Origin of the sequence: Carboxylicivirga sp. M1479 (assembly GCF_007097485.1) — a bacterium.
Lineage (GTDB): Bacteria > Bacteroidota > Bacteroidia > Bacteroidales > Marinilabiliaceae > Carboxylicivirga.
The window spans coordinates 28,899-52,333 of record NZ_VKDE01000018.1 but is presented as its reverse complement, the minus strand read 5'-3'; the positions used below and the strand labels follow the sequence as shown (position 1 = coordinate 52,333).

19 protein-coding genes, 1 pseudogene and 1 riboswitch are annotated in these 23,435 nt (G+C 39.8%); of the genes and pseudogenes, 4 read left to right on the top strand and 16 right to left on the bottom strand.

Features of this window, described 5'->3' with window-relative positions; all coding sequences use genetic code 11:
* The first annotated feature begins 28 nt into the window (after nucleotides 1–28).
* From FNN09_RS12145 to FNN09_RS12135, 3 genes are all read left to right on the top strand, one after another.
* On the top strand, nucleotides 29–910 hold the full coding sequence (locus tag FNN09_RS12145; protein WP_143302633.1) for a hypothetical protein: 882 nt from the start codon (nucleotides 29–31) through the stop codon (nucleotides 908–910).
* Between the two features lie 345 nt (nucleotides 911–1,255).
* Nucleotides 1,256–1,948 (top strand): YjjG family noncanonical pyrimidine nucleotidase, encoded by a 693-nt coding sequence (locus tag FNN09_RS12140; RefSeq protein ID WP_143302632.1) that lies wholly within the window; start codon nucleotides 1,256–1,258, stop codon nucleotides 1,946–1,948.
* Nucleotides 1,949–2,254: 306 nt separating this feature from the next.
* Nucleotides 2,255–2,674: a hypothetical protein gene (locus FNN09_RS12135; RefSeq protein WP_143302631.1), complete on the top strand. Its 420-nt coding sequence runs from the start codon at nucleotides 2,255–2,257 to the stop codon at nucleotides 2,672–2,674.
* Nucleotides 2,675–2,687: 13 nt separating this feature from the next.
* On the opposite strand, the gene FNN09_RS12130 is transcribed toward FNN09_RS12135, so the two are convergent.
* The 14 genes and pseudogenes from FNN09_RS12130 to FNN09_RS12060 form a co-directional block, all read right to left on the bottom strand.
* Nucleotides 2,688–3,446, bottom strand: coding sequence for an energy-coupling factor ABC transporter ATP-binding protein (locus FNN09_RS12130; RefSeq protein ID WP_143302630.1), 759 nt, complete (start codon nucleotides 3,444–3,446; stop codon nucleotides 2,688–2,690).
* Between the two features lie 3 nt (nucleotides 3,447–3,449).
* A complete protein-coding gene (locus FNN09_RS12125) occupies nucleotides 3,450–4,208 on the bottom strand; it encodes an energy-coupling factor transporter transmembrane component T (protein ID WP_143302629.1) in 759 nt (252 codons plus the stop codon).
* Entirely contained in the window at nucleotides 4,198–4,497 is a 300-nt protein-coding gene (locus FNN09_RS12120) for an energy-coupling factor ABC transporter substrate-binding protein (RefSeq protein ID WP_143302628.1), read from the bottom strand. Before FNN09_RS12120 ends, FNN09_RS12125 begins: the two co-directional genes overlap by 11 nt.
* Nucleotides 4,484–5,248, bottom strand: coding sequence for an energy-coupling factor ABC transporter permease (locus FNN09_RS12115; protein ID WP_143302627.1), 765 nt, complete (start codon nucleotides 5,246–5,248; stop codon nucleotides 4,484–4,486). The genes FNN09_RS12120 and FNN09_RS12115 overlap by 14 nt, the downstream gene beginning before the upstream one ends.
* Before the next feature lie 12 nt (nucleotides 5,249–5,260).
* A complete protein-coding gene (cbiD, locus tag FNN09_RS12110) occupies nucleotides 5,261–7,153 on the bottom strand; it encodes a cobalt-precorrin-5B (C(1))-methyltransferase CbiD (RefSeq protein WP_143302626.1) in 1,893 nt (630 codons plus the stop codon).
* Nucleotides 7,086–8,954 (bottom strand): precorrin-4 C(11)-methyltransferase, encoded by a 1,869-nt coding sequence (gene cobM / locus FNN09_RS12105; protein ID WP_221932489.1) that lies wholly within the window; start codon nucleotides 8,952–8,954, stop codon nucleotides 7,086–7,088. Before cobM ends, cbiD begins: the two co-directional genes overlap by 68 nt.
* Entirely contained in the window at nucleotides 8,947–10,146 is a 1,200-nt protein-coding gene (gene cbiE, locus FNN09_RS12100) for a precorrin-6y C5,15-methyltransferase (decarboxylating) subunit CbiE (RefSeq protein ID WP_143302625.1), read from the bottom strand. Before cbiE ends, cobM begins: the two co-directional genes overlap by 8 nt.
* Nucleotides 10,139–11,530 carry a precorrin-3B C(17)-methyltransferase gene (gene cobJ, locus FNN09_RS12095; protein ID WP_143302624.1) on the bottom strand — a complete coding sequence of 464 codons (1,392 nt, stop codon included), beginning with the start codon at nucleotides 11,528–11,530 and terminating at the stop codon, nucleotides 10,139–10,141. The genes cbiE and cobJ overlap by 8 nt, the downstream gene beginning before the upstream one ends.
* A gap of 2 nt (nucleotides 11,531–11,532) precedes the next feature.
* Nucleotides 11,533–12,234: a precorrin-2 C(20)-methyltransferase gene (cobI, locus tag FNN09_RS12090; protein WP_143302623.1), complete on the bottom strand. Its 702-nt coding sequence runs from the start codon at nucleotides 12,232–12,234 to the stop codon at nucleotides 11,533–11,535.
* 8 nt (nucleotides 12,235–12,242) lie between these two features.
* The gene (locus FNN09_RS12085) at nucleotides 12,243–13,097 is read right to left on the bottom strand and encodes a sirohydrochlorin chelatase (RefSeq protein WP_143302622.1); all 855 of its coding nucleotides are present in this window, start codon (nucleotides 13,095–13,097) and stop codon (nucleotides 12,243–12,245) included.
* Nucleotides 13,090–13,872 (bottom strand): uroporphyrinogen-III C-methyltransferase, encoded by a 783-nt coding sequence (gene cobA, locus FNN09_RS12080; protein ID WP_143302621.1) that lies wholly within the window; start codon nucleotides 13,870–13,872, stop codon nucleotides 13,090–13,092. The genes FNN09_RS12085 and cobA overlap by 8 nt, the downstream gene beginning before the upstream one ends.
* Before the next feature lie 3 nt (nucleotides 13,873–13,875).
* A pseudogene (locus FNN09_RS12075) lies at nucleotides 13,876–14,481 on the bottom strand (bifunctional precorrin-2 dehydrogenase/sirohydrochlorin ferrochelatase).
* 245 nt (nucleotides 14,482–14,726) lie between these two features.
* Nucleotides 14,727–14,906: riboswitch (cobalamin riboswitch) on the bottom strand.
* 136 nt (nucleotides 14,907–15,042) lie between these two features.
* Nucleotides 15,043–17,589, bottom strand: a complete 2,547-nt coding sequence (locus FNN09_RS12065) for a glycoside hydrolase family 2 protein (RefSeq protein ID WP_143302618.1) — start codon at nucleotides 17,587–17,589, stop codon at nucleotides 15,043–15,045.
* A gap of 120 nt (nucleotides 17,590–17,709) precedes the next feature.
* Nucleotides 17,710–19,167 (bottom strand): sulfatase, encoded by a 1,458-nt coding sequence (locus FNN09_RS12060; protein ID WP_143302617.1) that lies wholly within the window; start codon nucleotides 19,165–19,167, stop codon nucleotides 17,710–17,712.
* A 208-nt stretch (nucleotides 19,168–19,375) separates the two neighbouring features.
* Here FNN09_RS12060 and FNN09_RS12055 point away from each other — a divergent pair, with 208 nt between their 5' ends.
* Nucleotides 19,376–20,026 (top strand): hypothetical protein, encoded by a 651-nt coding sequence (locus FNN09_RS12055; protein WP_143302616.1) that lies wholly within the window; start codon nucleotides 19,376–19,378, stop codon nucleotides 20,024–20,026.
* Between the two features lie 465 nt (nucleotides 20,027–20,491).
* Here the strand turns inward: FNN09_RS12055 and FNN09_RS12050 are convergent, their stop codons facing one another.
* Both FNN09_RS12050 and FNN09_RS12045 read right to left on the bottom strand, forming a co-directional pair.
* On the bottom strand, nucleotides 20,492–21,445 hold the full coding sequence (locus FNN09_RS12050) for an AEC family transporter (protein WP_143302615.1): 954 nt from the start codon (nucleotides 21,443–21,445) through the stop codon (nucleotides 20,492–20,494).
* A gap of 167 nt (nucleotides 21,446–21,612) precedes the next feature.
* Nucleotides 21,613–23,409, bottom strand: coding sequence for a YfiR/HmsC family protein (locus FNN09_RS12045; protein ID WP_143302614.1), 1,797 nt, complete (start codon nucleotides 23,407–23,409; stop codon nucleotides 21,613–21,615).
* Nucleotides 23,410–23,435 lie beyond the last annotated feature (26 nt).

Here is a 23,435-nt window from a genome sequence, read left to right as displayed (position 1 = left end):
CTAAGACATTATTCACAACACCATACTCATGAGATATTTATTATTTATCAGCATTATATTAGCAACTATCAGCTGCCAACAGCAACAAGAACCTACTACCATTGTCGTTAATCAAGATGGTTTGATCGATTCGCTAAAACAAATATCGATGGACAAGGACATACAGATGAATAGCCTGGTGGCAACGCTTCTGGAAGTAGATGATAACTTGCAAAAGATTAAAGAAAAAGAAAACCTTATAACCCTTAATGTAGCTAACAATGAAGCTGGTGGCGAAGCATTGGAAAAACGCATTAATCGTGATATAAAAGTTATATACGAGTTGATGGTGCAAAACAAGGAGCAGATATCGAAGCTGGAAGCACAATTAGCCAATTCGAGCACCAATAACACCAACCTAAGTAAGTTGGTAAAGCGATTGAATTCACAGTTAAAAACAAAAACAGTAGAAATCATTAAGCTTCAGAAAAAATTGGAAAGTCAGAGCTTACAAATAGCTGACTTAAACTTTACCATTGAAGGACTGCAGCTAGTGGTTGACTCCTTGGAAGGAGTTAAACATGCCACCCAACAGGAGCTGAATGAGACCATTGAAAAGCTATACCGAGCCTATTATGTGTTTGGCACTAAAAAGGAACTGAGAAACGAAGGTATATTAAGTAGCGACGGATTTCTTAAAAAGTCCAAACTCCTATCAGAAGGTTTCTCACAAGACTATTTCTCTACCATCGACTATCGCGAGTTAGATTCTTTAAACCTGTATATGCCTAAGGCAAAAGTCCTTTCGAACCACCCATCATCGTCGTACACCATGGAATTGGGCAGTAATGGCGCTATGTTGATGAAGATAACCGACAAGGAGAATTTCTGGAGCATGTCAAGGCATTTGGTAGTACAAGTGAGTAAATAAAGAAGTTCGTAGGGAATTGTAAACCAATATGAACGTAACTGATTAATATTAGATTGTTTATATGTAGTTATTCTAAGCTTGGGTTCTTTTAAGTGTCTTGCATTGTGGCCTCTCTTTTAAATAGCTTACTTTTTATAGAAAACTTTAGAAAGACTGGGAAGCTGAGAACTTGTTCGAAGATCACCCAGCCGCACTTAAGTTTAAGATAAATAAGAAAGATATTTAAAAAGTAGCCTTGATCTTTTTTCCTTAGTTTTTGTGATCAAGAACAAAAAGTAAGTCCAGTTTGGGCGGATAGCCCAATTGATTGATTTAATTAGGACAACACTGTAAACAGTTGAAATAATGAAGAAATACAAGCATCTGCTATTTGATTTAGACCATACATTATGGGATTTTGAGGCCAACTCAGAGGCCACTTTACGCGAGATGTTTGATACCTATCAGTTATCGCGTTTTTTTACTGACTACGAAGACTTCCATGCGAAGTACGAAGTGCATAATTTACACTTGTGGGCGCAGTATCGACGAGGAAGAGTGAAGAAAAGCGTATTAAACGTACAGCGTTTTCACTTACCATTTACCGAAGTTGGTTTTGATGATATCAATGTGGCCCAACAATTTGCTCAGGATTATCTCAGCATTAGCGCTACCCAAACACGCCTGTTTCCTAATACGATTGAGGTACTTGAGCAGCTGAAGGAAAACTACGAAATGCACATCATCACCAATGGTTTTAAAGAGGTCCAAAACAAAAAGCTTGATAACAGCGGATTGCGTCCTTTCTTTGATAAAATATACATCTCAGAACTCATTGGCGTACAAAAGCCCAATACCTACTTTTTTGACTATGCTGTTAAAAGTTGTCACGCCAGTAAAAAGGAATGTTTGGTTATTGGTGACAGCTTGGAAGCAGATATAAAAGGCGCTCAAAAAGCTGGTATTGATCAGGTGTATTTTAATACACGAGAGGTAAAGCATGATATTGACATTACCTATGTCATCAAAGACTTATCAGAGTTATTGAATTTTCTATAGTCCTTTAGGGGTAGTTTTAAATGATTAAGAGACACTACCACGGCAATCCCATTTGAGAGATTATTATTTTTTCAACTCAAGCCGTTGAGGCTTCCCCTTTTTGCCTTCAGCCCAAAAAGGGGAGAAAAAGGCCGCCGACTAAAGCACTCGTTTACCCATTATGACATCACTACGGGAAAAATTTAATAATTGACAGCTTGGTATCAAATTTTTCTCACCTCCGTTTATGTCAATGGGTCCCAAACTGCGTTGCTTATGTCGGTATAACGCAAGGTAAAACAAAATTAAAAATTAAATGCGATTACCGTGGAGACACTACTGAACGATGTAGAGGTATCGCTAAATAATTTGGAGGTAGTTTCGGAAGACATAGAGGTACCGCTGAAGAGCTTAGAGATATCTCCGTACGATTCGACGATACTGCCGAACAATGCGGCGGCATCGCCAAAGACCTTGAAACTGGTTTCGGATAACATAGAAGTACCGCCGCAAAGCATGGAGCTACCGCCGAACGATGCGGCAGCACTGCCGAACAATACGGCGGCATCGCCAAAGACCTTGAAACTGGTTTCGGATGACGTAGAAGTACCGCCGCAAAGCATGGAGCTACCGCCGAACGACGTGGCAACATTGCCCAACAATACGGCAGCATCGCCAAAGAACTTGGAGCTAGTTTCGGATAACATAAAAATACCTCCGCAGAGCGCAAAAGTACCTAGGTTGTAATGTAGAAAAATTATTAAACGAGATGACAGCTCTCTCTCTCCCTTACAGAAACAGGTGCTATCAACATTTCAGCTACTAATTCATCATCATTAAACAACTCATTCCCTGATGAATCAACAGCTAATTGCCCTTTTTTCATCACCAAAATACGTTCAGCCCATTCATTAGCAAATTGAGAATCGTGCGTACTCACCACTATGGTTAGGCCCTGTTGATGTAAGTCATTCAGCAAAGCACGCAAACGACACGACTGTGGATAATCGAGCCAGGCAAAGGGCTCGTCCAGCAAAATAATTTGGGGCTCCATCACCAATACACCAGCCAGCGCCACCTGTTTTTTTTGTCCGTAACTGAGTGTATGAATAGCCTTGTCTTTCAGATCACTGATACCTACCAAATCCAGATAAGCCTCAACACGTGGCTTAATTTCATGCTCTTTCATCCCTTTGTTACGAAGGCCGTAAGCCACATCATCATATACGTGCGTGGCCACTACTTGAACATCTGGATCTTGAAATACATATCCGATGGTTTGGCTCAATTGTCTACGGTACTTGCGGCAATACCTAAACACCTTATTCAATAAAAGATAATGGCCGTGTTGGGGTTTTAATATGCCAGCCAAAGTTTGAAAAAGTGTTGATTTGCCTGATCCGTTCGCTCCCATCAAGGCTACCTTACTGCCTTTCTCCAGTGTAAACGAAACATTATCCAAGCCAACAGCCTCAGATGAATAAGCGTAATTAACCTGATCTAATTGAAGTAAAGTCATTGGCTAAAATTTAAAAAATTCAACACAAAAAAGGATGATTGCTGAAACAGTAATTAGCAATATGCCAAGGAATGAACTTGGGTGCCACTCTTCGCTTTGATGGGTAAAGCCTCCGTACCCTCTTACCTGCATGGACTGGAAATTTTGCATGGAGAAACGTAAACTTTTAATAAATACCATTGAAAGTAATAGGCCCGTTGAGCGCAAACTATTTCGAAAAGAGATATAGCCCAAGCGCTGATTCTGTGCCAGGCGCACTACATGGGCCGTTTCTTTTAAAACAAATAAATACCTGTATGATAGTAACACCAACTCAAGCAAGCTGTTGGGCACTTTTAATTTACGTGCAGTCGTTATGGCTTCGGCCAAGGAAATATTAACAGATAACAACTGAATAAATAGTATACTATTGACAGCACGGCAAGCCAATTGAAGAGCATACCAGAAGCTATTGTAAGTAATACTCCACCACAAACCAAAACATTCTATTTGCCACCAGGCATCAATATTCTTATGTCCCACCACCAGCATTAACACCAAACTGCCCAGCACAACAAATGAAATGGCCAGTAGCAATAAGCGCCATGATAAGGACCTTTTATATACAGCTCGCACTACACTAGTCACGCCACCAACAAGAATAAATAGTTGAATACTCCATCTTGAACATGTTAGTACAATGAGCATGCCCATGCAGAAGAACAGTAATTTCTCTGCTGTGCCACTAACCATACGATAAGCTATATGTTCACTATTTGTCATTCGCAGCCGCTCTTTTTCCTTTGATGTAGCCAATAAAGTAAAACAGTACACCTGCACCAATCGCGGCTTGCAACGAAAATAACAGACTTTCCGTTTCTCCACCTGGCGGTGCCCACACATTATCAAACCAAGGCGTGTATCGATCAGCTTCATCAATTAGCTCCACGACCATACCATCGGCTCCTCCAAATTCAGAATTACCGCCAAGAAACAAACTCACAACAGGTATGATTAAGACCAAAAGCAACAGGTAGTAATTTTGTCTTTTTAAGCGTCTATTTCGTTCCATGTGCAGATACTTTTGATTTAAAGAGCCTCAAGCCCTTGATTGAAAACAAATCATTTTCCTTAATAAAATCGTTACTCACCAGTATATTTACCACCACAACCGTTAGTAAACCCTCTACAATGGCAACTGGTATTTGAGTAATTCCAAAAACACCAATGAATTTTCCGAAAGCTCCCATAAATCCACTCGCCTCATCGGGATGAGCAAGAGCCAGCTGAATAGAGGTCACCAGATAAGTAGACAGGTTGCCCAGGAAAGCTCCAAGAAACAAAGCAACACGTAATGACACTCCTGTCTTTTTCATTCCTCGATACACTAAATAAGTAACAATAGGCCCAACAAAAGCCATGGCAAAAGCATTGGCTCCCAAAGTTGTTAGTCCGCCATGAGCCAGTAAAAACACCTGAAACACCAAAACTATGGTACCAACAACCGACATGCTAGCAGGCCCTACCAGGGCTGCTCCGAAGCCCATACCGGTGGCATGTGAACTACTTCCTGTTACTGATGGTAATTTAAGAGATGATAACACAAAGGCAAAAGCTACTACCATGGCCAACACCATACGTTTTTCAGGTGCTAGCGCCACTAAACGCTTCATGCTGCGTAAGCCCAGCAAAAAAAATGGCACAAAAGCTAAGCTCCAAATCACCGACCACTGCAAGGGTAAATATCCCTCCATAATGTGCATACTATAAGCCTGAGTAGGCAATAATACGAGAAGCAATACATACAGATTCTTTTTTGTCATTACCAAGTATTTTTAGATGATGTGTCCCTTATTACTAATTAATAAAAGCTCAAGCTCTGTGCTTTGCATGAGTGTTTGACAAGTGTTGTGGCAACGCTTTTTTAGCTGATAAAAAAATGGTTCATCTATGCTAAATGGAAATATGCTTTCTAATTCACGAGCCATGCGTATGCTGCGAACCTTCTCAATCTGTAATGAAGAGTATTGGCAATCAATAGCCAATTGCACCAAAAACTCTTTATTCATCACTACTTCGCGACTATGCGTATCCAAATGACCATCGGCCAACTTAACGGCTTTACCTGTCATAATACCCATGCTTACTTTGGAAATACCTGTGTTGGCAGCTATCTTCAGGGCCTCACCAATATAATTACCATACTGCACAAAAGCATAATTGGGCAATGCGCCGAAATATTGCTTAAGATACCCTTCGCTTCGTCCACCCGAATTCATCACCACATGCTTTATATTATTCTTTAGCACAAGTCCCAGCTGACGGTGTATGGTCGCTATGTAAGCTTCAGAAGAAAATGGCTTAATACGCCCTGTACTGCCAATAATGGACAATCCACCCTCAACGCCCAAGCGTGGATTAAAGGTGTTTTTAGCCAAGCGTTTGCCTTGTGGTATAAAAACAGAAACATCAAAACCATTATCTAGCTCGTACTCCTCTATCAATTCGTTTAATACGCTGCGTATCATATCCCTCGGCACCGCATTAATGGCGGGCTCGCCAATAGGTAATCCTAAACCAGCTAAACGTACAATTCCGACTCCCTCTCCTTGCACAAATTGAATATCATCGCCCTTTCGAAGGCTTACTTTACTGCCAATGACCATACCATCTGTTAAATCAGGGTCGTCACCACTATTTTTAATGACTGTAGCAAAAGCCGATTGATCATCACACGCAGAAGTATGAATCTGCATGGTCACAGCTTCTCCATCGGGCAAATAAATGGTTTCGGAAGATGGTTTTATACCACTTAATAGATAACTGGCTGCCGCTTTGCTACAAATGGTAGCACATGTACCAGTTGTATAACCATGAGCCAATTGCTTATTGGGCAATGTAAAATGACTGCTCATGACTTTTTTCAATTCGGCTCGGTGCTTGACTATTGCTGTATAATTGGGTAAGGCAGGACGCTCTAGTACCACCAGAGGAATATTAAAAAATTTTGCCAACTCCACTTTCTGATCAAACAAACCATTGTAACCACTATCTTTGGTTAATAGCACCTCAATTCCCTTAGACGCAATTAACTCCTTAGCATCATCAAGGTTTTCAAATGCTGATGAGGCAATAAGCTGAATTTTCGATACGCCACAACGCAAAGCTTCATTCCACGACAACTCCCGGTCCAAAATCCGATACCAAGTATTTAAGTCAACTAAATGCTCATGCAGGTAGGCAATACTTTTAACACCTAAGAGCGATAAAACACGTTGATAAGATCCCTCTTTAACAAAACGCTGCATCTCTTCCAGTGATGCCACACGCACAACATGCTCATCATCTTCGACATCGGTCAATTGGCGTTCAACACGCACTGTTGGCATGCCGCATTGTTGGGCACACTCAGCAATGGTATGGTGCAATTCTGTGGCATACGGATGCGCTGCATCAATGATAACTTCGATGCTGTTATTGACACATAACTTTATCATTTCCTCAGTTGATAAAGCACCTACAATGGACGTGGAGCCTTGGGGCACAACAAAAGAGCTGGGTGTTTTGGTAGAATAATAGAACTTAAATCCCATATCATTCAACCAATTGGCCGTTGCTTTCCCTTCGGTGGTTCCACCAAACAGTAATATGTTGGTGGCCTTAATCATTAGTAGCTGTACGGAATAAATGCGTGAACTTTGGGTCGTATAGTTTTGAACGATTTTCACGATTATCTATCGCTTCACCTACAACAATCATCACGGTTAAAGTCAGTTTATTATCTTTCACAATCGTCACCAAATCTTTCAACTGGCCACGCCATATCTTTTCCTCTTTCCATGTAAGCTTATAACACACGGCAATAGGTGTTTCAGGAGGATAACCCTCCAAAAGCTGACGCTGCATATCTTCAATTAAGGTAACGCTCAAAAACAAGCAAATGGTACTCTGGAACTTGGCCAACTCCGAAAGCTTTTCGCGGGGTGGCATTGGCGTTCGTCCTTCGCCTCGTGTAAGGATAATTGTTTGAATGCGCTCCGGAATGGTAAACTGTGATTGCAAACGAGCGGCGGCAGCCTGAAATGAGGATATCCCAGGTATAATTTCATAGGGAATTTGATGAGCATCGAAAAAATTCATCTGCTCTTGAATAGCACCATAGATACATGGGTCGCCCGTATGTAAGCGCACTACTAAACCACTTGCATCATACACATCTTTCATGCACTTGAACTGTTCCTCCAAATCCATTTGTGCTGAGTTGCGCACTACACAGCCCTCTTTGGCATAGTGAGTAAGTTGCCCGGGCACCAAACTACCAGCATACAATATAAGATCGGCAGCTTGCAATAACCGTTTGCCTTTGACCGAAACCAGTTCTGGATCTCCAGGACCTGCCCCAACAATATACACCTGCCCGATTCGTTCCTGGCCCAAATCCATGGCAATAGCCAATGTAAAATGCTTGCCTTGCTCGTCGCAGCCCTTGGTCTTGTTCAATAACAAGTGATGATTTTTAGATCCGACTAGTGCCGATGCCTCAGAAACATTTTGAGCACCAGTAGCATTGAGTGCTGCTTCTGATACTTCCAAGTGATCAGCTACTCGATTAAGATCCTCGGCACTATGCGTTTGAAATGGCACTGACAAGGTGCTTGCTAAATCAATAAAAGCCTGTTCCTCTTTTTTGACGTCCACCGAATGGATGGAGCGAATAGACTGAATGCTTAGGGATTCCTCTTGAAAAATTGTTTCAATGCCCTTTTGATAAAAAGTATTGTTTACCCCTTTTTGTGAACCCGTGCCTACAACCAAACATTTGGGGCGAAAGAATAGAGTAGGTTTTTTAAGCTGAGTAAGGTGCGGAGACACAACTATTAAAAGCTCATAATCATCTTCATTTACCTCACTCATTTGATGATAACAATCAACAAAAGATGGTAAACTGTGCTCCAAAAACTGCGTTCCAGCATCCTTTGTTTCTAGTACTAGAGCTGTTTTAGCGCCATTCACAAATTTAGAAATCAACTCATTCTCATTGATATTGACATACTCATTCGTCCAGGCATAAGCCTTACCTATAATATCCAAAGCCCACAAGTCCAATGTGTCGCTAGCGGTTGTGATAACCGCATGGCCTCCTGTTATGCGTGCAATACGTTCGGCCAATGCATTGGCACCTCCTTTATGACCCGATACAACCGGCTGAATAAATCGGCCGTTCAAATCGAGGTTAATGACGGCGGGATCGCATTGTTTGCTTTGTATAAAACCTGCGATGGAACGTACTGTAATACCCAGTGAACCAATAAAAATTAATTGATCCAACTGCGAGAACGAACCTTGCAAGAAGCTTTGAATGGATGTAATCTTCTCCGTTCCTGCATACCCAGCAGTGGAATATATCTGCCCACCCAACTCTTGCTGTAAAAGCGAAGCAAGTGGATAAGCATTGCTGTTATTAATTAGGATTGCCTGTTTACTCATATCTGTATTCGTAGGAACTAGATTAATGTGGCTTTTACTCATTTCTTTTGTGTTTACTTGCCTGTAAAATATTGACTGGGTTGTGCGCATCTTGCTGTAAGATCATCGAATCACTAATCCCATACCCCAGGCGGGTTGTTACTTCCCTAAATATCTTTTCTGTTTCACTGCTTACCGCGTTAAATACAATGATTCCATCAGTTTGTAAAACAGCATCCAGCTTCTGTAACATTAATTCTAAACGACCGCCATGACCTCCAATAAAGACCCGATCAGGCTCAGGCCACAGTGAAAGGTCCATTTCAAAAAAATCACCTATCGAATGATTGATGCCTGGTACTCTATACTTTTGTTGATTCTTAGTCATCAAATCACGAGATTCTTCCCGTTTCTCAATGGCATAAACATCCACATGAGGCGCCATCTGCTTGGCTTCAATGGAAACAGAACCCGTGCAAAAACCAATATCCCACATTACCTTTGCAGCATCTAGTTTTAATATGGATAAAGACATCAAACGTATACTCCGCTTGGTCATCATCTTTGGCCGACCTGCCAAGTGGTGCATCTCTTCTTCGGGTATGCCAATGCTACGCTTAAAATCTCCTGTTTTCTCAAGTATTAAACAGTTAGGCATTTGAGCGTCAACACTACTTAACTGCTCTATGCTCAGCTTTTGAACCCTTTGACGTTCGCCACCCATGCGCTCTCCCAGGTAGGCACAATAGTTGTTGATTCCTGCCGCCAACATACGCTTAGCAATGGCTGCGGGCGTTTTTTTCTTATCGGTTAACACACCAATCAATGCTTTTCCTTTAATCAATTCCTGATCGATATTCACCCAAGGACGTCCTGTTAAGGTAGTAATGCTCATATGTCCATAGGGCAATAAGCAGGCGTGGGCTAACATTTGCAAGCTATTGAAGCTTGGGTACACATTCATTGCGGCACTTGGAAACTCTCGTTTAAGCGTGTTAGCCAAACCAAAAAACAAGGGATCGCCCGAAGCAAAAACAATAATAGGCTCTGCTATTGCCTCATAATGGGTAAAAGTTTTTGCCAAAGGCACTTCAACATCTATCCACTGGTAATCGAGTGGTAATAAATCCTGTACCAATTCAAAGTGCCTTGCACCTCCAGAGAAATAGGAGGCAGACGCCATCAGTTCCTGCACCTCCTTGTTGAAAACCGGAAGAGACTCATCGGAAATACCTATCACATGAAAACTACACATCGCGACCGGGAGTTAAATTAATGGCTTCATCACGACTTAATACAGCATTAACAATGGTTGCTGCCAGGTTTGAACCTCCTTTACGACCAGCAATACTAATAAAAGGTAAGTTGGCAAAACTTAGCAAGCGGTGTTTCGATTCCTCCACATTGACAAAGCCAACGGGTGCCCCCACAATTCCTGCAGGCATCAGTTTCTGCTTTCTCATTTGTTCCGTCAACTCGATTAAAGCGGTTGGCGCATTCCCAAATACGTAGAGCGCATCGGGGTGCTCTTCCACTGCCAGGCGAATACCGGCTTGGGTGCGTGTGATATTCTGTTGCTTAGCCAATTCTACTGTACGTTCATCGTGCAGATAACATTTGATGTTAATGCCATAACGCTCACAGGCTTTTTTTCGAATACCACTTTGAACCATGGTCACATCGGTTATGATGGTACCTCCTTGTACAAGGTAATTATTGATGCGTTCAACAGCATTATTTTGCACACGTAGCAAGTTTTTCATCTCAAAATCTGCCGATGTATGAATGCAATGCATCATCACCCATTTTTCTTCATTGGATATATCTAAATCAGACAGACTAGCTGCAATAGTACGGAAGCTTTCTTGCATGATCAGTGGCCCTGGTGCTCCCTCCTGTTCGTATTTTGAATAATAACCACGGGGTGTTATAAAGCGATTATTGGCGACATAGCTCTGAGAGTTACCTATCACAACAATCGAAAACATATCCACAATCTCAGGGTTAAATTCGCCTAAAGTAGTTAAGGTAATTTCTTCCTCTTCTCGTTCAACCTGCCTTACAATGGCTAGAGGCGTAGAGGCTTCTCGTTCCTTTAAAAACAATTCCTGTAGTCGGTAAATTTGCCAATAGCGTTTTTTACTCCGTGGATTATAAAGCACGGTAACAAAATCGCCATAGGCTGCAGCCTTCATCCTTTTCTCAATCAAGTTCCAAGGCGTTAGTAGATCCGATAAGGAAAGAATCACAAAATCGTGACTTAAGGGTGCACCCAACTTAGCTGCAGCAGCTTGAAATGCCGAAATGCCAGGCACTACCTCTACAGGTATGTTGGTTGAACGTTTATCTGCCATTTCTAGTATGAGAGATGCCATGCCGTATATACCAGCATCGCCTGAACTTATGACCACAACACGATGCCCCGCCTCTGCCTGTTCAAAGGCAATTTTTGCCCTTTCTACCTCTTGACGCATGCCGGTATCAATACAATCCGTACCCTCTTGCAGATAGCTTTGAATAAATTGGAAATAATATTTATACCCGATAATAACATCCGCCTGTTTTATGGCATCAACGGCAGGATTTAAAAACATATTTGGATTACCTGGCCCTAGACCAACTACTTTTATATTACCCATGCTTACCTTTTTATAATAATGATTGAGAAATAAGGAATACGACGCTCTTTCAAAAGTGCAATGGAATTACAAGTGAACTCTTTGTCTGTTCCCATGTATTCGCCATAAAAAAAACTCAGTTGCTGAGCCTCAATAAATGAAGCAATCCACTTTTTAACCTTCGACACTTTCATTAGCACCACCGTTTCATTCTCTTGCGTATATCGGGCTAAAGCAGCCTCATCATCCACTTGCGGTAGTACCAATACTTTGTCATTTTGAGTACAAACCGGTAGTTTACCCAAAGAACCTCCCAAAATAAAGGCAGGTACTCCTGGTATCATTTCGTAATTAAGCTGTGCTTGCTTAATGTCATCAATGAGATAGGCAAAAGTGCTGTAAAACGATATATCGCCCTCACTAACAACAGCTACATTTTTGCCCTGCTTGCAGAGAGTAATACACTCATTTGCCAAATGATGGTAGGTGCGATTAACCTCTGTGCGGTCATATTTCATAGCCACTTCAACAGGCCTGAGCTTCGCTTCATCCAGTTCCAAATATTTCAACACACGCATGGCCATACTGCTTTTTTGCCCTTTGCTATTAAGCGTTGTAGGGTAAAAAATTACATCCACCCTTTGCAGGCATTTGAGTGCTTTTAAAGTAATTAGCTCAGGGTCACCTGGTCCAAGTGCCACGCCATATATGCTTCCTTTCTCCATTGTTTTATTTAATGATGATGACCATTGCACGCATGTCCATGATGATGGTGGTGGTGCGGTTCATAATTTTCAAGCGTTTCCTTATCTACGCGACTTATTAAATCCGCTTCGCCCTCTTCGATGCTGTGCAAGCGTTTCATCAATATCTTACTTAAAGCAGATGACTCACTTAACAAAGAGGTTACCAAAACCCTTTTATCAGGATGCTTTGATTTGAATGCGTCCAGTAAAGCCAAAGCCTTATCCATGTATACACCTGGAAAGAAGACATATGGCAGCACAACAATATTTTTATAATCCAATCGCTCACTAATAGTTAAAGCCTCACCTACCGATGGATAGGTCATTCGACTACAAAAGCCATTTATTGAAAAAGAAAAATTATTAGATTCTTGTACCAAACGTGTTAGACGGGCCAAATCGCCATTGGCTGCTGCTTTTGATGCACCTACTCCCAATCCGAAGAACAAAGTTTCTTTTTCTTGCCCTTTAATTTCGGATGCAACTTGTGACACCAATTCATTGGATAGCATCACCATGTCATCACAATCGCCAATGTAAGATGCCAGCTGAATACGTACATTATATTTTCTCTGCAGCTGGAATAAGATGCACGGTATATCCTTTTGTATATGAACACCAGTAAATAAAAACACAGGCAAAGCTATTATTTCCTCTATCCCACGTTCAATCAGGTTCTTTACGCCTTTTTCAAAATCAGGTTCCGAAAGCTCTAAAAATCCAGCTTCTACCTCATATTCAGGTAACATAGCAGCAAAACGCCTGGCATAAGCAATAAATGCTTCTTCGCCTTGTTTTACGCGTGTGCCATGGCCACATAGTAATACGCCTTTTTTATGCATGTATCAGATTTTTTGTATTGTCAGATTGTGTAATCGATTGTAGTTGATCTGAAAAATTAACTACTTCACCAATCACCATTAAGGCAGGTGGCCTAAAGTTAGCTTCCTGCATATCCTTGCCAATGTTTTTGATATTAGATTTCAGCATCTCTTGCTGCGGATAAGTACCCCATCGAATAAGGGCTACTGGCGTATCTTCTGTTTTTCCACCTCGGTTCAACTCATTGGCAATGTGAGCAGCATTGCTAACTCCCATATACACCACAATGGTATCTGATGCTTTGGCCAATGCTTGCCAACTAACTTTTTCCTGACCACTTGAAGCCGGATGCCCGGTTACAAATGTGACTGATGAGGCAACATGGCGCGCCGTAACAGGAATTCCCATATAAGCAGGAACCGCTACACCAGAAGTAACACCTGGTATCACCTCATAATCAATATTATTCAGTATTAATTGTTGAATCTCTTCCACACCGCGCCCGAATACAAAAGGATCCCCACCTTTTAACCGAACAATGGTTTTACCTTTTTGGGCATACTCTACCAATAATTGGTTCAACTCCTCTTGGGGGTAAGTGTGCTTATCTTTCTTTTTGCCAACATATAAATACTGGCAATTATCGGGACAATGCTCAAGCAAGGATTTATTAACCAGGTAGTCGTAGAGCACAACATCGGCCTGTTGTAAGACGCGCAAGGCTTTGACTGTGATTAATTCGGCGTCGCCAGGACCAGCACCTACCAAATATACTTTTCCGCTTTGGAACTTCATAAGTTATAGATCGTTTAGGTTCACTTGTGTTTTTTCAATAGTCTGAATGATTTCATCAATCATCACTTGCATCTGCTGTCGTTTACTTTCTTTATCAGCCTCTGATGAGCTTAACATTTCCAAACGTGCATTGGCCACTGCCTCTATCTGAGACTCAGTAATAGCAGTAATTTTCGCACTAAAATACCGACGTAATTGAGCCGATAAGGCAGGAGACTGCCCCTGCGTTGTAATGCCTAAGTTTAAATCTCCTACCGAGCAGCTTGCTGGCAATATAAAATTACCTTCCTCAACGCCATTAAGGCTATTGACCATTGCACCATATTGTTTCGCTTCAGCACATACTTGCCGGTTAACTTGTGAGTTATTGGTAGCGGCGAACACCAGAAAAAAGCCTTTTACATCATTACTTTCGTAACAACGCTTTAGGTAGGTCACGTTTGATTGCTAAACTAGCTGAACAAGAGCCGGTGTTAAATCTTTGGAAATAACAGTTATGGCAGCACCTGCCTCATTCAGTTTCATCACTTTTCGTTCGGCAATTCGACCACCACCAACAACCAAGCAAGCTTGATTTTGTATATCGATATGAATCGGATAATAATTCATCGCAAAAATTTAATCATACAAAGCAAAAAGCCAGAACTTGAAAACAAGTCACAACGATTGGCTTTATAAGTGGAAATTATAAAGTCTCTAGCTTAAAAAACTGAAATGCAGATTATGAACACACCGAATGGGTATGCTTTTTAACAAACTCTTAAAAACGGCAGATAGCACTTGTTCCTGGCTATCCCAAAATATGGAATGCTTTTTCATATGCATCAAACTTTTAAACCCGAAAGCTTTGATTAATAATGTATTTGTTACATGGCAGGTTTTCTGACTTACTCCCTCCAGATTGCGCCTTCCCATTAGATGAAACTAACAGTGACCTTTTGCAATGAAGTTATGGAGCTTACAGCTGCGGGTACAGTCCCGGAATTACACCGGATTCCCTCTTTATCATCAAAACCCGAATAGGTTGGTTTTGACTCACCATTTTCGTCGGCAAATATAGTGTTTTTTATATTCTGACAACTACTGGATAAAAAAAACCATGGCAAATCCTTATCCACCATGGTTAAAATTAAATTCAAATCTATAAAAGAAACTAACTTACAAATTGGCTTAGTAACTATCTACTAAAGACTTAGTCGACAATTCATAAGTATCAACATTAGCAGATAATATTGTATTGCTTTTAAAAATTATCTCTCTTTGATTACCTGGCAAGAGGTCGAAATAATTATTTGAAAAATGCCCATCCAAATTTGAGAATGATAAACACAGGTCTTTAGCCAAATAATCGGTCGACAGCTTAATTTTTAGCTCCGTATCGTTTAATCGCTCGAGCGTATAAGCCACATCTACATTTTTAAGATTCAAATCTTTTGGAGCAACAAAATAATGTTCGTTTTGAGCCAATACCATCTCATCATCCCTCAAAACCACATTCACCACCAACTCGTTTTCTTGGTGATTGGCCAATAACTTACTTATTAATGGTGATACCAACACCTCACTGGTATTAACAGGTATTGCCACCTCAAGCTCTTCACTCCAAATGCGCTGTCCTGTAAAATCATTGACAATGATACTTAAAGTACCTGTAGATTCTTCAATACGATCCGACACGACATAAATATCAAGTTTATCGTTGTTCGTTTGGGTTGACACCATCACTTGTGCATAGGCATCACGAACTTTGTAATGTAATGCTTTCCAACGGTTATAGTAATCAACCGATGACCATGATGCGACAGGCCAACAATCATTCAACTGCCAATAAAGCGTTCCCATGCAAAATGGCATGGCACGACGGTGAGCCTCAACAGCCATCTTAATGCCTTTGGCTTGTAACAACTGACTCACATACACATATGACTCAAAATCCTTGGGCCAGTTATAATCACGCTTAATATATTTATCAATAACCGGGTATCCTACACGATGCTTTTGATGACTCTTCATCACATCCGAATCAATGGCACGATCAGCTACATCAGTAAAAGCTTTAATAGTTTTCATTTCAGGAAGAGACTGAAAGCCATATTCACTCATAAAGCGACCAATATTTTCTTCCTCTAAAAATACTTCAAAAGGATCTTGCGCATGCCAAACAGCCCACAAGTGAACATCTCCATCGATGTTTACCGGGTAACCCCAACCATATTTTGGCGATGATGGCCAGTACGCTTTATCAGCATCGTATTGCTTTACTACTTCAGGTAATAACTCGTCGAACAAAGCCTCATAATCGTGCCACACAGATGCCGAATCCTCCTTTGAATAGCGGTTTGACCAACGCCAGTCTTGCCATCCAATATAGTTCTCGTTATTACCACACCAAAGGGCTAAAGATGGATGATTACGCAGGCGGATAACATTTTCAATCGCCTCTTGCTTTACATTCTCGAGGTAGTCGGTTTCTCCAGGGTACATGCTACAGGCAAACATAAAATCCTGCCACACAAGCAGTCCATTTTGATCACATAAATCATAGAAGTAATCTTCTTCATAAAAGCCGCCACCCCAAACTCTTAGCATATTCATATTAGCATCGATAGCATGCTGTATCACTGTTTGGTAATCAAGAGAATCAACTCTACTTTGGAAGCTTTCCTGCGGAATGTAGTTAGCACCTTTGGCAAAAACAGGAATTCCATTTAACTCAAAATGAAAAGAAGCTCCTTTTGAATCAGGGTTCTGCACCAATTTTAAATCACGAATACCAATCACTGTTTCATCATCATCAAGCAAAGCATTGCCGCTGCTTAGTTGGGTCGTAACAGTATAAAGATGTGCCTCTCCCAATCCTCGTGACCACCACAACTTAGGTTTTTCAATTTCAAAAGGGATCTCAATCGAATTTATTCCTTTATCTAGCGTCACCTCCAGCGTCTTGTTCAAGTCAGCTACTTCACTGCTAATTGTTAGTTTTGCTTCGCCCGCTTCATGAGCCTCAAGCTCAACAACAGCCTTACATACGGCTAATTCTTTACTTACACGCTCCTGTACAATGTGCGTATCCTTAATTTTACCACTTGACCAGGCCTTTAAGTATACAGGACGCCAAATACCAGCAGTTATATAAACAGGCCCCCAATCCCATCCATCGTGAAATGCAGGCTTACGCGTATAAACGTAATCGTCAAAAAGTTCAATTGAATCATCAGCTCTTAAAGCTTTGTTGTTTGTTACCGAGCTGGTAAAACGAACATCTAAAGTATTAATACCTGACTTTAATTTGTTTTTAACATCAACTTTCCATGCTCTAAAATAATTGTTAGCCAGCAATACCTGTTCTCCATTAAGCAGTACTTCGGCATACGTATCTAAACCATCAAAGTGTAATTCAATACAAGGCTGAGCTAACACCTGCTCATCAACCTGAAATGTTGTTTGATAAGTCCAGTTACGTTCGCCAATCCATTGCAGATCTTTTTCATTATCGCCAAAATAAGGATCATTAATTTTTCCATTATTGAGTAAGTCCATATGAACAGACCCAGGAACTGTTGCAGGTAATTTCTGTAGACTATCAGTTTCTGAAAATGTCCATTCACAAGAGTTTAGCGACACATGAATTGGCTTTTTATCGCCCAATGTTGTGTTACAAGCATTTAAAATGACCAAAGCAAGCAGGGGAATTAGCACTCGGAGTATTGATACCATCTTGATTCAATTTTTATTAATTCGTATTATTTTTTTGTTTTATAAGATAAACTTTTTTGCTAACAGCTTAATTGGTGCTGCAGACATTTTATTTTCTAAGATTAATTTCAAGAATTCTTCTTATTTAAACTTATCATATTCAGGATTTACACACTGCTCCGACCAACGTTGATACATAAATTTTAGTCCAGCATCACCTTCTGGATATTGTCCTTTGTCATCAGTACTAAGCACCCACTCTTCCAGTCTTGTTCGCAATTCATTTAATTGGATGGCATAGTCAGGGTTGTTAGCCAAATTATTTATCTGGTGTGGGTCGGCATTGACATCATAAAGTTCTTCAGAAGGCCTTTCCTCACTCCAGAATGAGGCGGCACTACTATTTAATTGACCTGCATTAGATAAATATCTCATGCGTTGTGTTATTATCCATTCATCTCGATAGTTAGGCTGCATATAAGGCCTATCTGGAAAATAATTACGTATGTATCTGAATTGTTTCGTACGAATAGAACGAATTCTATCTATGGTAAAATCACAGCGATCACGTACCGAAATCACATGATCACGTGCTTGGTAATTGTCTGAAAGAAAATCCTGACCTTCGGTATAGTTAGGAATATCAATATTGGCTAATCCTAAAGTTGTAGTACCAATATCCAGTCCACTCATCAAGTCATTATTTACTGTTCCTTTTTGAAGCACTCCATTATTACCATAATAAGCCAAAACAAATGGCACCTTGGTGCCAGCATCATACAAAAACTGTTTATGACGCCATAAACGCATGCCATGATCAGAGAAAAAGAAGATGTAAGTATTTTCCAAAAGACCATCTTCTTTTAATCGCGTTATTATATCTCCCACCTCGCGATCAGTTAACTCAATACATTCCAGGTGATCAGCCATATCCTGTCGAACAAATGCTGAATCGGGGTAATAGGGTGGAACTTCAATCTTAGCAGGATCAATAGGACGAATAACCTTACTTTTAAATTTCGAATTGTAAATATGCTTATTACCGTATAATTGAATCTGTCCAAAAAATGGCTGCCCTTCCTTGCGAGCTTTCCAATCGTTTTTTAAACCTTGCATGCCATACATACCAATGGATCTGAACGCACCGGAATAAAGGTTGCGACGTTCATACCAAAAGTTATAATCATCCTTACCATGATTAAAAGTGTAATAACCATGTTCTTTAAATATCTCAGGGATGGTTTTTATCGAATCAGGTAAAAATATAGCCGATGCTAAATCACGACTACTATGGTGATTATGAAGACCAATCGTAGTTGGCATTAATCCAGTAATAATTCCAGACCGCACAGCAGAACACACAGCTGCTGGCATGTGCATATTGGTGTACATTATACCTTGCTTTGCCAAAGCATCAACATTGGGCGTATTAACAATAGAATTGCCATAACAAGCAAAATCCGGGCTTAAGTCCTCTACATATATCCACAGAATATTGGGCTGTTTGGTTTCTGATGATTGATTATCTAACTCAATGTTACAAGCATTTAAACTGAACAAAGCAATAAGGGAAAATAGTACCCTTGAAAATTTTAGCATGTTTTATTTTTTATTGATTTGAGAAGTATTTAATAATCTATTGGCAATAGTATCTAACACTCCTTACATTTTGAAATAAATGATAAGATTGTGATATAATGAGATAATTTAGTGCTAAAAAAGAGCCATCTCGATGCCACACATTATAGGTGGTTAATGAAAACTACTTACCTTTGTTTTTAAATAGAAATAAGCAGACTCAAAGCACATGTTTGACTGGCAAAAAAACGGGTGGAACACCTTTACTTATAAAAATCCGTATAATCTTAAAAGTGATATTAAGGCGTTAACGGAAGAGGAAATAACCTGGGCTGTGGATTACCATGTCGATTTTCATCAGCAAAGAACCCTTTTTAAAAATGTAGCCCACTGGCCTGTGCATGTTTGCGACAATAAAAATTGGCCATACCACGTGGCCAAACACATGTTAGAAAGTATTATCAGAAATTTTAATGCCACAAACATTAACTACACAGCTACCTTACAGTGCCTCAAAGCTATTGACAATAAAAAGCGTGATAACGACTCTTTAACTGTTTATGATGATGACACCAATCACAGTTTGGCTGAAAGAATATTACCGGTATTAAGCTGTGCTGCATTTAAACAGGAAACCATCAACTTTAAGCAGCTTAATCAAGAGAGTGATCTTGAATTGGGAACAAACATCGCTTACCCTTTAAAGTACATACGCGATTTTTTGTTACGTAAAAATTTACCTGATTTAGTTTCTCTAGTCATTACCAAGTCAGGTGAACCTACTAAGTATTATAAGCAATATAGCAAAGAACAATTACAAAGAATTCGATATAGGGCATTTAACCATGATTGGATTAATCATCCGATACGTATAGATTAGATTTTTTTCTTCACCAATAAAAAAAAGCAGACACTCCTATTCGGGAATAACTTAGTTCGGCCATCGCTTCACACATGAGTGTTCATGCATTGAGCTTTGGGACTGCATCGTACCTGCTTTGGGGCTTCGTTGGGTCTTCTTCGGATCTTTATCGCTTACGCGCGTTGCCGATGAAGACACGATGATGTATCGACTACGACACGACGCGGGTACAACCAGCTCCCATAGAAACACCAATACTCAAGGTTTTGAGCAAATGATTTTGAGAATACCATGATTTTTCTGTTTGAGGACATAACGTTGAATAAGCTATTTTAATAGGCTCAAATATTCTTTAGCAGGTATGACTACCTAAATCATATTTGATCAAAAATTTACTCCATAAGACCCAAGTGATTTTTTGATGTTTGACCCGTACATATTGTTCCGTTAAATGGATAAGCTTTTAAACCATAGCAAGAGCAATTATGCTATTAACATTCGCCAGATAGTTAGCCAGCCAGGAATTGTAAGGAGGCAAATAATGTAATTGATCAGCATCATACTACCTACTTCTTGCGCATTACCACCATATTTACGAACCTGAACAATGAGCAATGTGGCTGGCGCAACAGAAGCCTGCAACACTAATAAATCGGCAATTAAGGGATAGTCATGAAGCCACTGAGTCCAATATAAAAGTGCGATTACCAAAGCAGGCATTAGAAATAGTTTAATTCCCACCACCTTAATAACGTCGGAGAAGGGTGGTAAGTGTCGAACTGAAATAGAACCAAGCGTCGCTCCCAGCACAATGGTCGCAATAGGAATGGCGGCCTGCCCCAGAAAATCGACGGGTATCATAATCGCTGATGGAATATAATTTTCCAGCCCCAATAACACAATAAGTATAGATCCAAGACTTGCTATTAAAGGCGGGTTAACAATCTCTTTCATTTTTATGGACTCGTTTTCACCCGAGGTCACCATGTATTTACCAATGCTCCACAAAGCTGTGCTAACACCTAAAATAAACATGAAACAATAGGTCAAAAACTCATCCAACTCAACAGAATAGAGCATAATGGCAATAGGCAACACCATATAATTGGCATTCATGAACGAAGCAACAGCCATAATGGCTTTCTTCTGTTTGCGTTGTTTATAAAAAAGCAGATAAGCTATTCCCAAAGCTACTCCTATCATAACGAAGGCCACCAAAGGAAGCACCCACCAATACACAAAACCAGATGGATCGAAACTACTAATTATCTTGGCAAAGAATAGACAAGGCAGTAAAATTACAATGGTAATGTGGGACATGCTTTGAATGTCGCTTTGTTTTATTATTTGACGACGTACCATAATGCCGCTAGCGATGGCAATAAGAAATATGGAAAGTACTGCTTTAAAAACAGGTATGAATGTACTTGTAATCATTATTTATAAAATCAATTACGTAAAAAGGCGTTCTATAATTCAAAAAATAAGAGATTATATCACTTTTAAAAGACTAAAAAACACTCGTTTTCTATTTTTGTACTTAACAAACCGATTAACTACAGATGTAAAGAATATCAAAAAAACCAGCACTTACCCACATCGAACTAGGAGACTGAGTCTAAGGAGAAACTAATTTTACTACCAATCCCCACCTCGGTTTCTACTTTTAATTTATAACCATGTTTTTCGGCAAACTCATTACATAGAAACAAGCCAAGTCCCGTTCCTTTTTCACCAATTGTTCCAGGTTTAGATGCCATAACCCCATTATCTAATGCAAGCTCCAAATTTTGCTTGTCAAAACCAATTCCTTCATCTATAATAGAAACGGTGGTTAAATTCGGATTTGCATTACCTGATACATGACACTTTATTTTAACAATACTGCCTTTGTCACTATATTTAACTGCGTTCATCAGTAAGTTTCTCAACATAATAGAAACCATGTTTTTGTCTGCTTTTACCATGTATTCCATATCATCATCAAATAAAATAGATATGTCTTTATGAGAGGCACTCATGTTAACATTATCTGTTTCTGTTTTAATGACATCTATTAGCTTCCAAACAGATGGCGAGAATTGAATATCATTCGTTTGTAACCTGGACCATTCCAGCAAATTATTGAGGAGTTTTAAATAATTCTCCATCTCTCCATTGATCAATTCAATGTATTCTTTCCGTTCGCTCTCATTCAATTCACCATAACTAACATTCAGAATATTGGCAATACCCAACATACCAGAAAATGGGCTCAATAAATCATGTGAGATAATTCGAAATAACTTATCTTTTGTACTATTTAGCTTCTCAAGTTGCTGTTTTTGCTTAGCAAGAAGTTTGTTCTGTTGTCGCTTTTGCTTTTCACTTCGATAAAGAAGAACTAAAATAATGAACGCAACGACAAAACCAATAATAAACGAAATTACTGTATTCTTTTGCTGGCTGATAACCTTATTCTTCTCTTGCAGAGTAAGTTCTTTAGTATTCATAGCTTCACGCTGACGACTAAGTATCTGCCTGTTATTATAAATTTCATCATTCGATGCATTCAACTCTAGTTTTAATGCATGTAAACTATCCTGTATATCTCCCAAGTAAACTTTGCTTTCTGAAACTTCTTTTTTTTGTTCAATAAGTTTATCCGAAAGGTTTTTACTTCTTTCAAATTGTTGTTCATATAGAAGCTTTTGCTGCTTCATTTCCTCTTTGTATGCTTCAATCTCACCTTTATAATTTTCAATTTCCTTCTCAGATCGCACAATGATCGAATTTGTGCTATCAATTACTGATTTTAGAGTATTTAGCTGCTTCTCGGATTCTACAAGCTTGCTTTGTGCTTGAAGGTATAGTTCTTTAACATCGATCTCCGTTCCACCCATCAATTCAATCTCACTTTTGATCCCGATCTTGCGCTCGTATATATTTCCTTTATTAATCTCAAACAAAAGATTACCATCTGGTGTATCATAAATATTAAAAAGAATATTCCGGGGATTCGGATTATTTATGCTCACCAGCAGCGTACCATAATCCTTGGTCTTATCAAAAACTTCATCGTATAATTTCTGCTTGTCTTCTCCAATTACGATCAAACAGCTTTGCTTATATTCCTCTTCTATTTCGTCGGCTACAAAGATTTTAATTTCCTTATCATTGATTTTTAAACTCGATTCAAGCGCTCTAAGCTCAGTTATGAGTGATGGCTCTTCACTTATCAATACAATGTTGTAGCTTGACTTTTCTTTTTGCAAATCTGAAGACGAAAGGCGGGCGAAATTATAAATGTAAGCACCAATAAGTTCTGACCGCTCAACTTGTTGAGCCTGAACATCACTAAAGGCAGTCACTATCAACAGCTGTAAAACTATGGCTATGTGGCGAAACTGCTCCTTATTCATTTAATAGATTATTGACTTTGGTATTG

Excerpts from the sequence above, each read along its gene's own strand:
- FNN09_RS12120 (WP_143302628.1), bottom strand. The coding sequence starts at position 4,497 with ATGGAACGAAATAGACGCTTAAAAAGACAAAATTACTACCTGTTGCTT.
- FNN09_RS12055 (WP_143302616.1), top strand. The coding sequence starts at position 19,376 with ATGTTTGACTGGCAAAAAAACGGGTGGAACACCTTTACTTATAAAAAT.
- FNN09_RS12145 (WP_143302633.1), top strand. The coding sequence starts at position 29 with ATGAGATATTTATTATTTATCAGCATTATATTAGCAACTATCAGCTGC.
- FNN09_RS12115 (WP_143302627.1), bottom strand. The coding sequence starts at position 5,248 with ATGACAAAAAAGAATCTGTATGTATTGCTTCTCGTATTATTGCCTACT.
- cobM (WP_221932489.1), bottom strand. The coding sequence starts at position 8,954 with ATGAGTAAAAGCCACATTAATCTAGTTCCTACGAATACAGATATGAGT.
- cobI (WP_143302623.1), bottom strand. The coding sequence starts at position 12,234 with ATGGAGAAAGGAAGCATATATGGCGTGGCACTTGGACCAGGTGACCCT.
- cbiE (WP_143302625.1), bottom strand. The coding sequence starts at position 10,146 with ATGTGTAGTTTTCATGTGATAGGTATTTCCGATGAGTCTCTTCCGGTT.
- cobA (WP_143302621.1), bottom strand. The coding sequence starts at position 13,872 with ATGAAGTTCCAAAGCGGAAAAGTATATTTGGTAGGTGCTGGTCCTGGC.
- FNN09_RS12045 (WP_143302614.1), bottom strand. The coding sequence starts at position 23,409 with ATGAATAAGGAGCAGTTTCGCCACATAGCCATAGTTTTACAGCTGTTG.
- cobJ (WP_143302624.1), bottom strand. The coding sequence starts at position 11,530 with ATGGGTAATATAAAAGTAGTTGGTCTAGGGCCAGGTAATCCAAATATG.
- FNN09_RS12065 (WP_143302618.1), bottom strand. The coding sequence starts at position 17,589 with ATGGTATCAATACTCCGAGTGCTAATTCCCCTGCTTGCTTTGGTCATT.
- FNN09_RS12130 (WP_143302630.1), bottom strand. The coding sequence starts at position 3,446 with ATGACTTTACTTCAATTAGATCAGGTTAATTACGCTTATTCATCTGAG.
- FNN09_RS12140 (WP_143302632.1), top strand. The coding sequence starts at position 1,256 with ATGAAGAAATACAAGCATCTGCTATTTGATTTAGACCATACATTATGG.
- FNN09_RS12050 (WP_143302615.1), bottom strand. The coding sequence starts at position 21,445 with ATGATTACAAGTACATTCATACCTGTTTTTAAAGCAGTACTTTCCATA.
- FNN09_RS12125 (WP_143302629.1), bottom strand. The coding sequence starts at position 4,208 with ATGACAAATAGTGAACATATAGCTTATCGTATGGTTAGTGGCACAGCA.
- FNN09_RS12060 (WP_143302617.1), bottom strand. The coding sequence starts at position 19,167 with ATGCTAAAATTTTCAAGGGTACTATTTTCCCTTATTGCTTTGTTCAGT.
- FNN09_RS12085 (WP_143302622.1), bottom strand. The coding sequence starts at position 13,097 with ATGCATAAAAAAGGCGTATTACTATGTGGCCATGGCACACGCGTAAAA.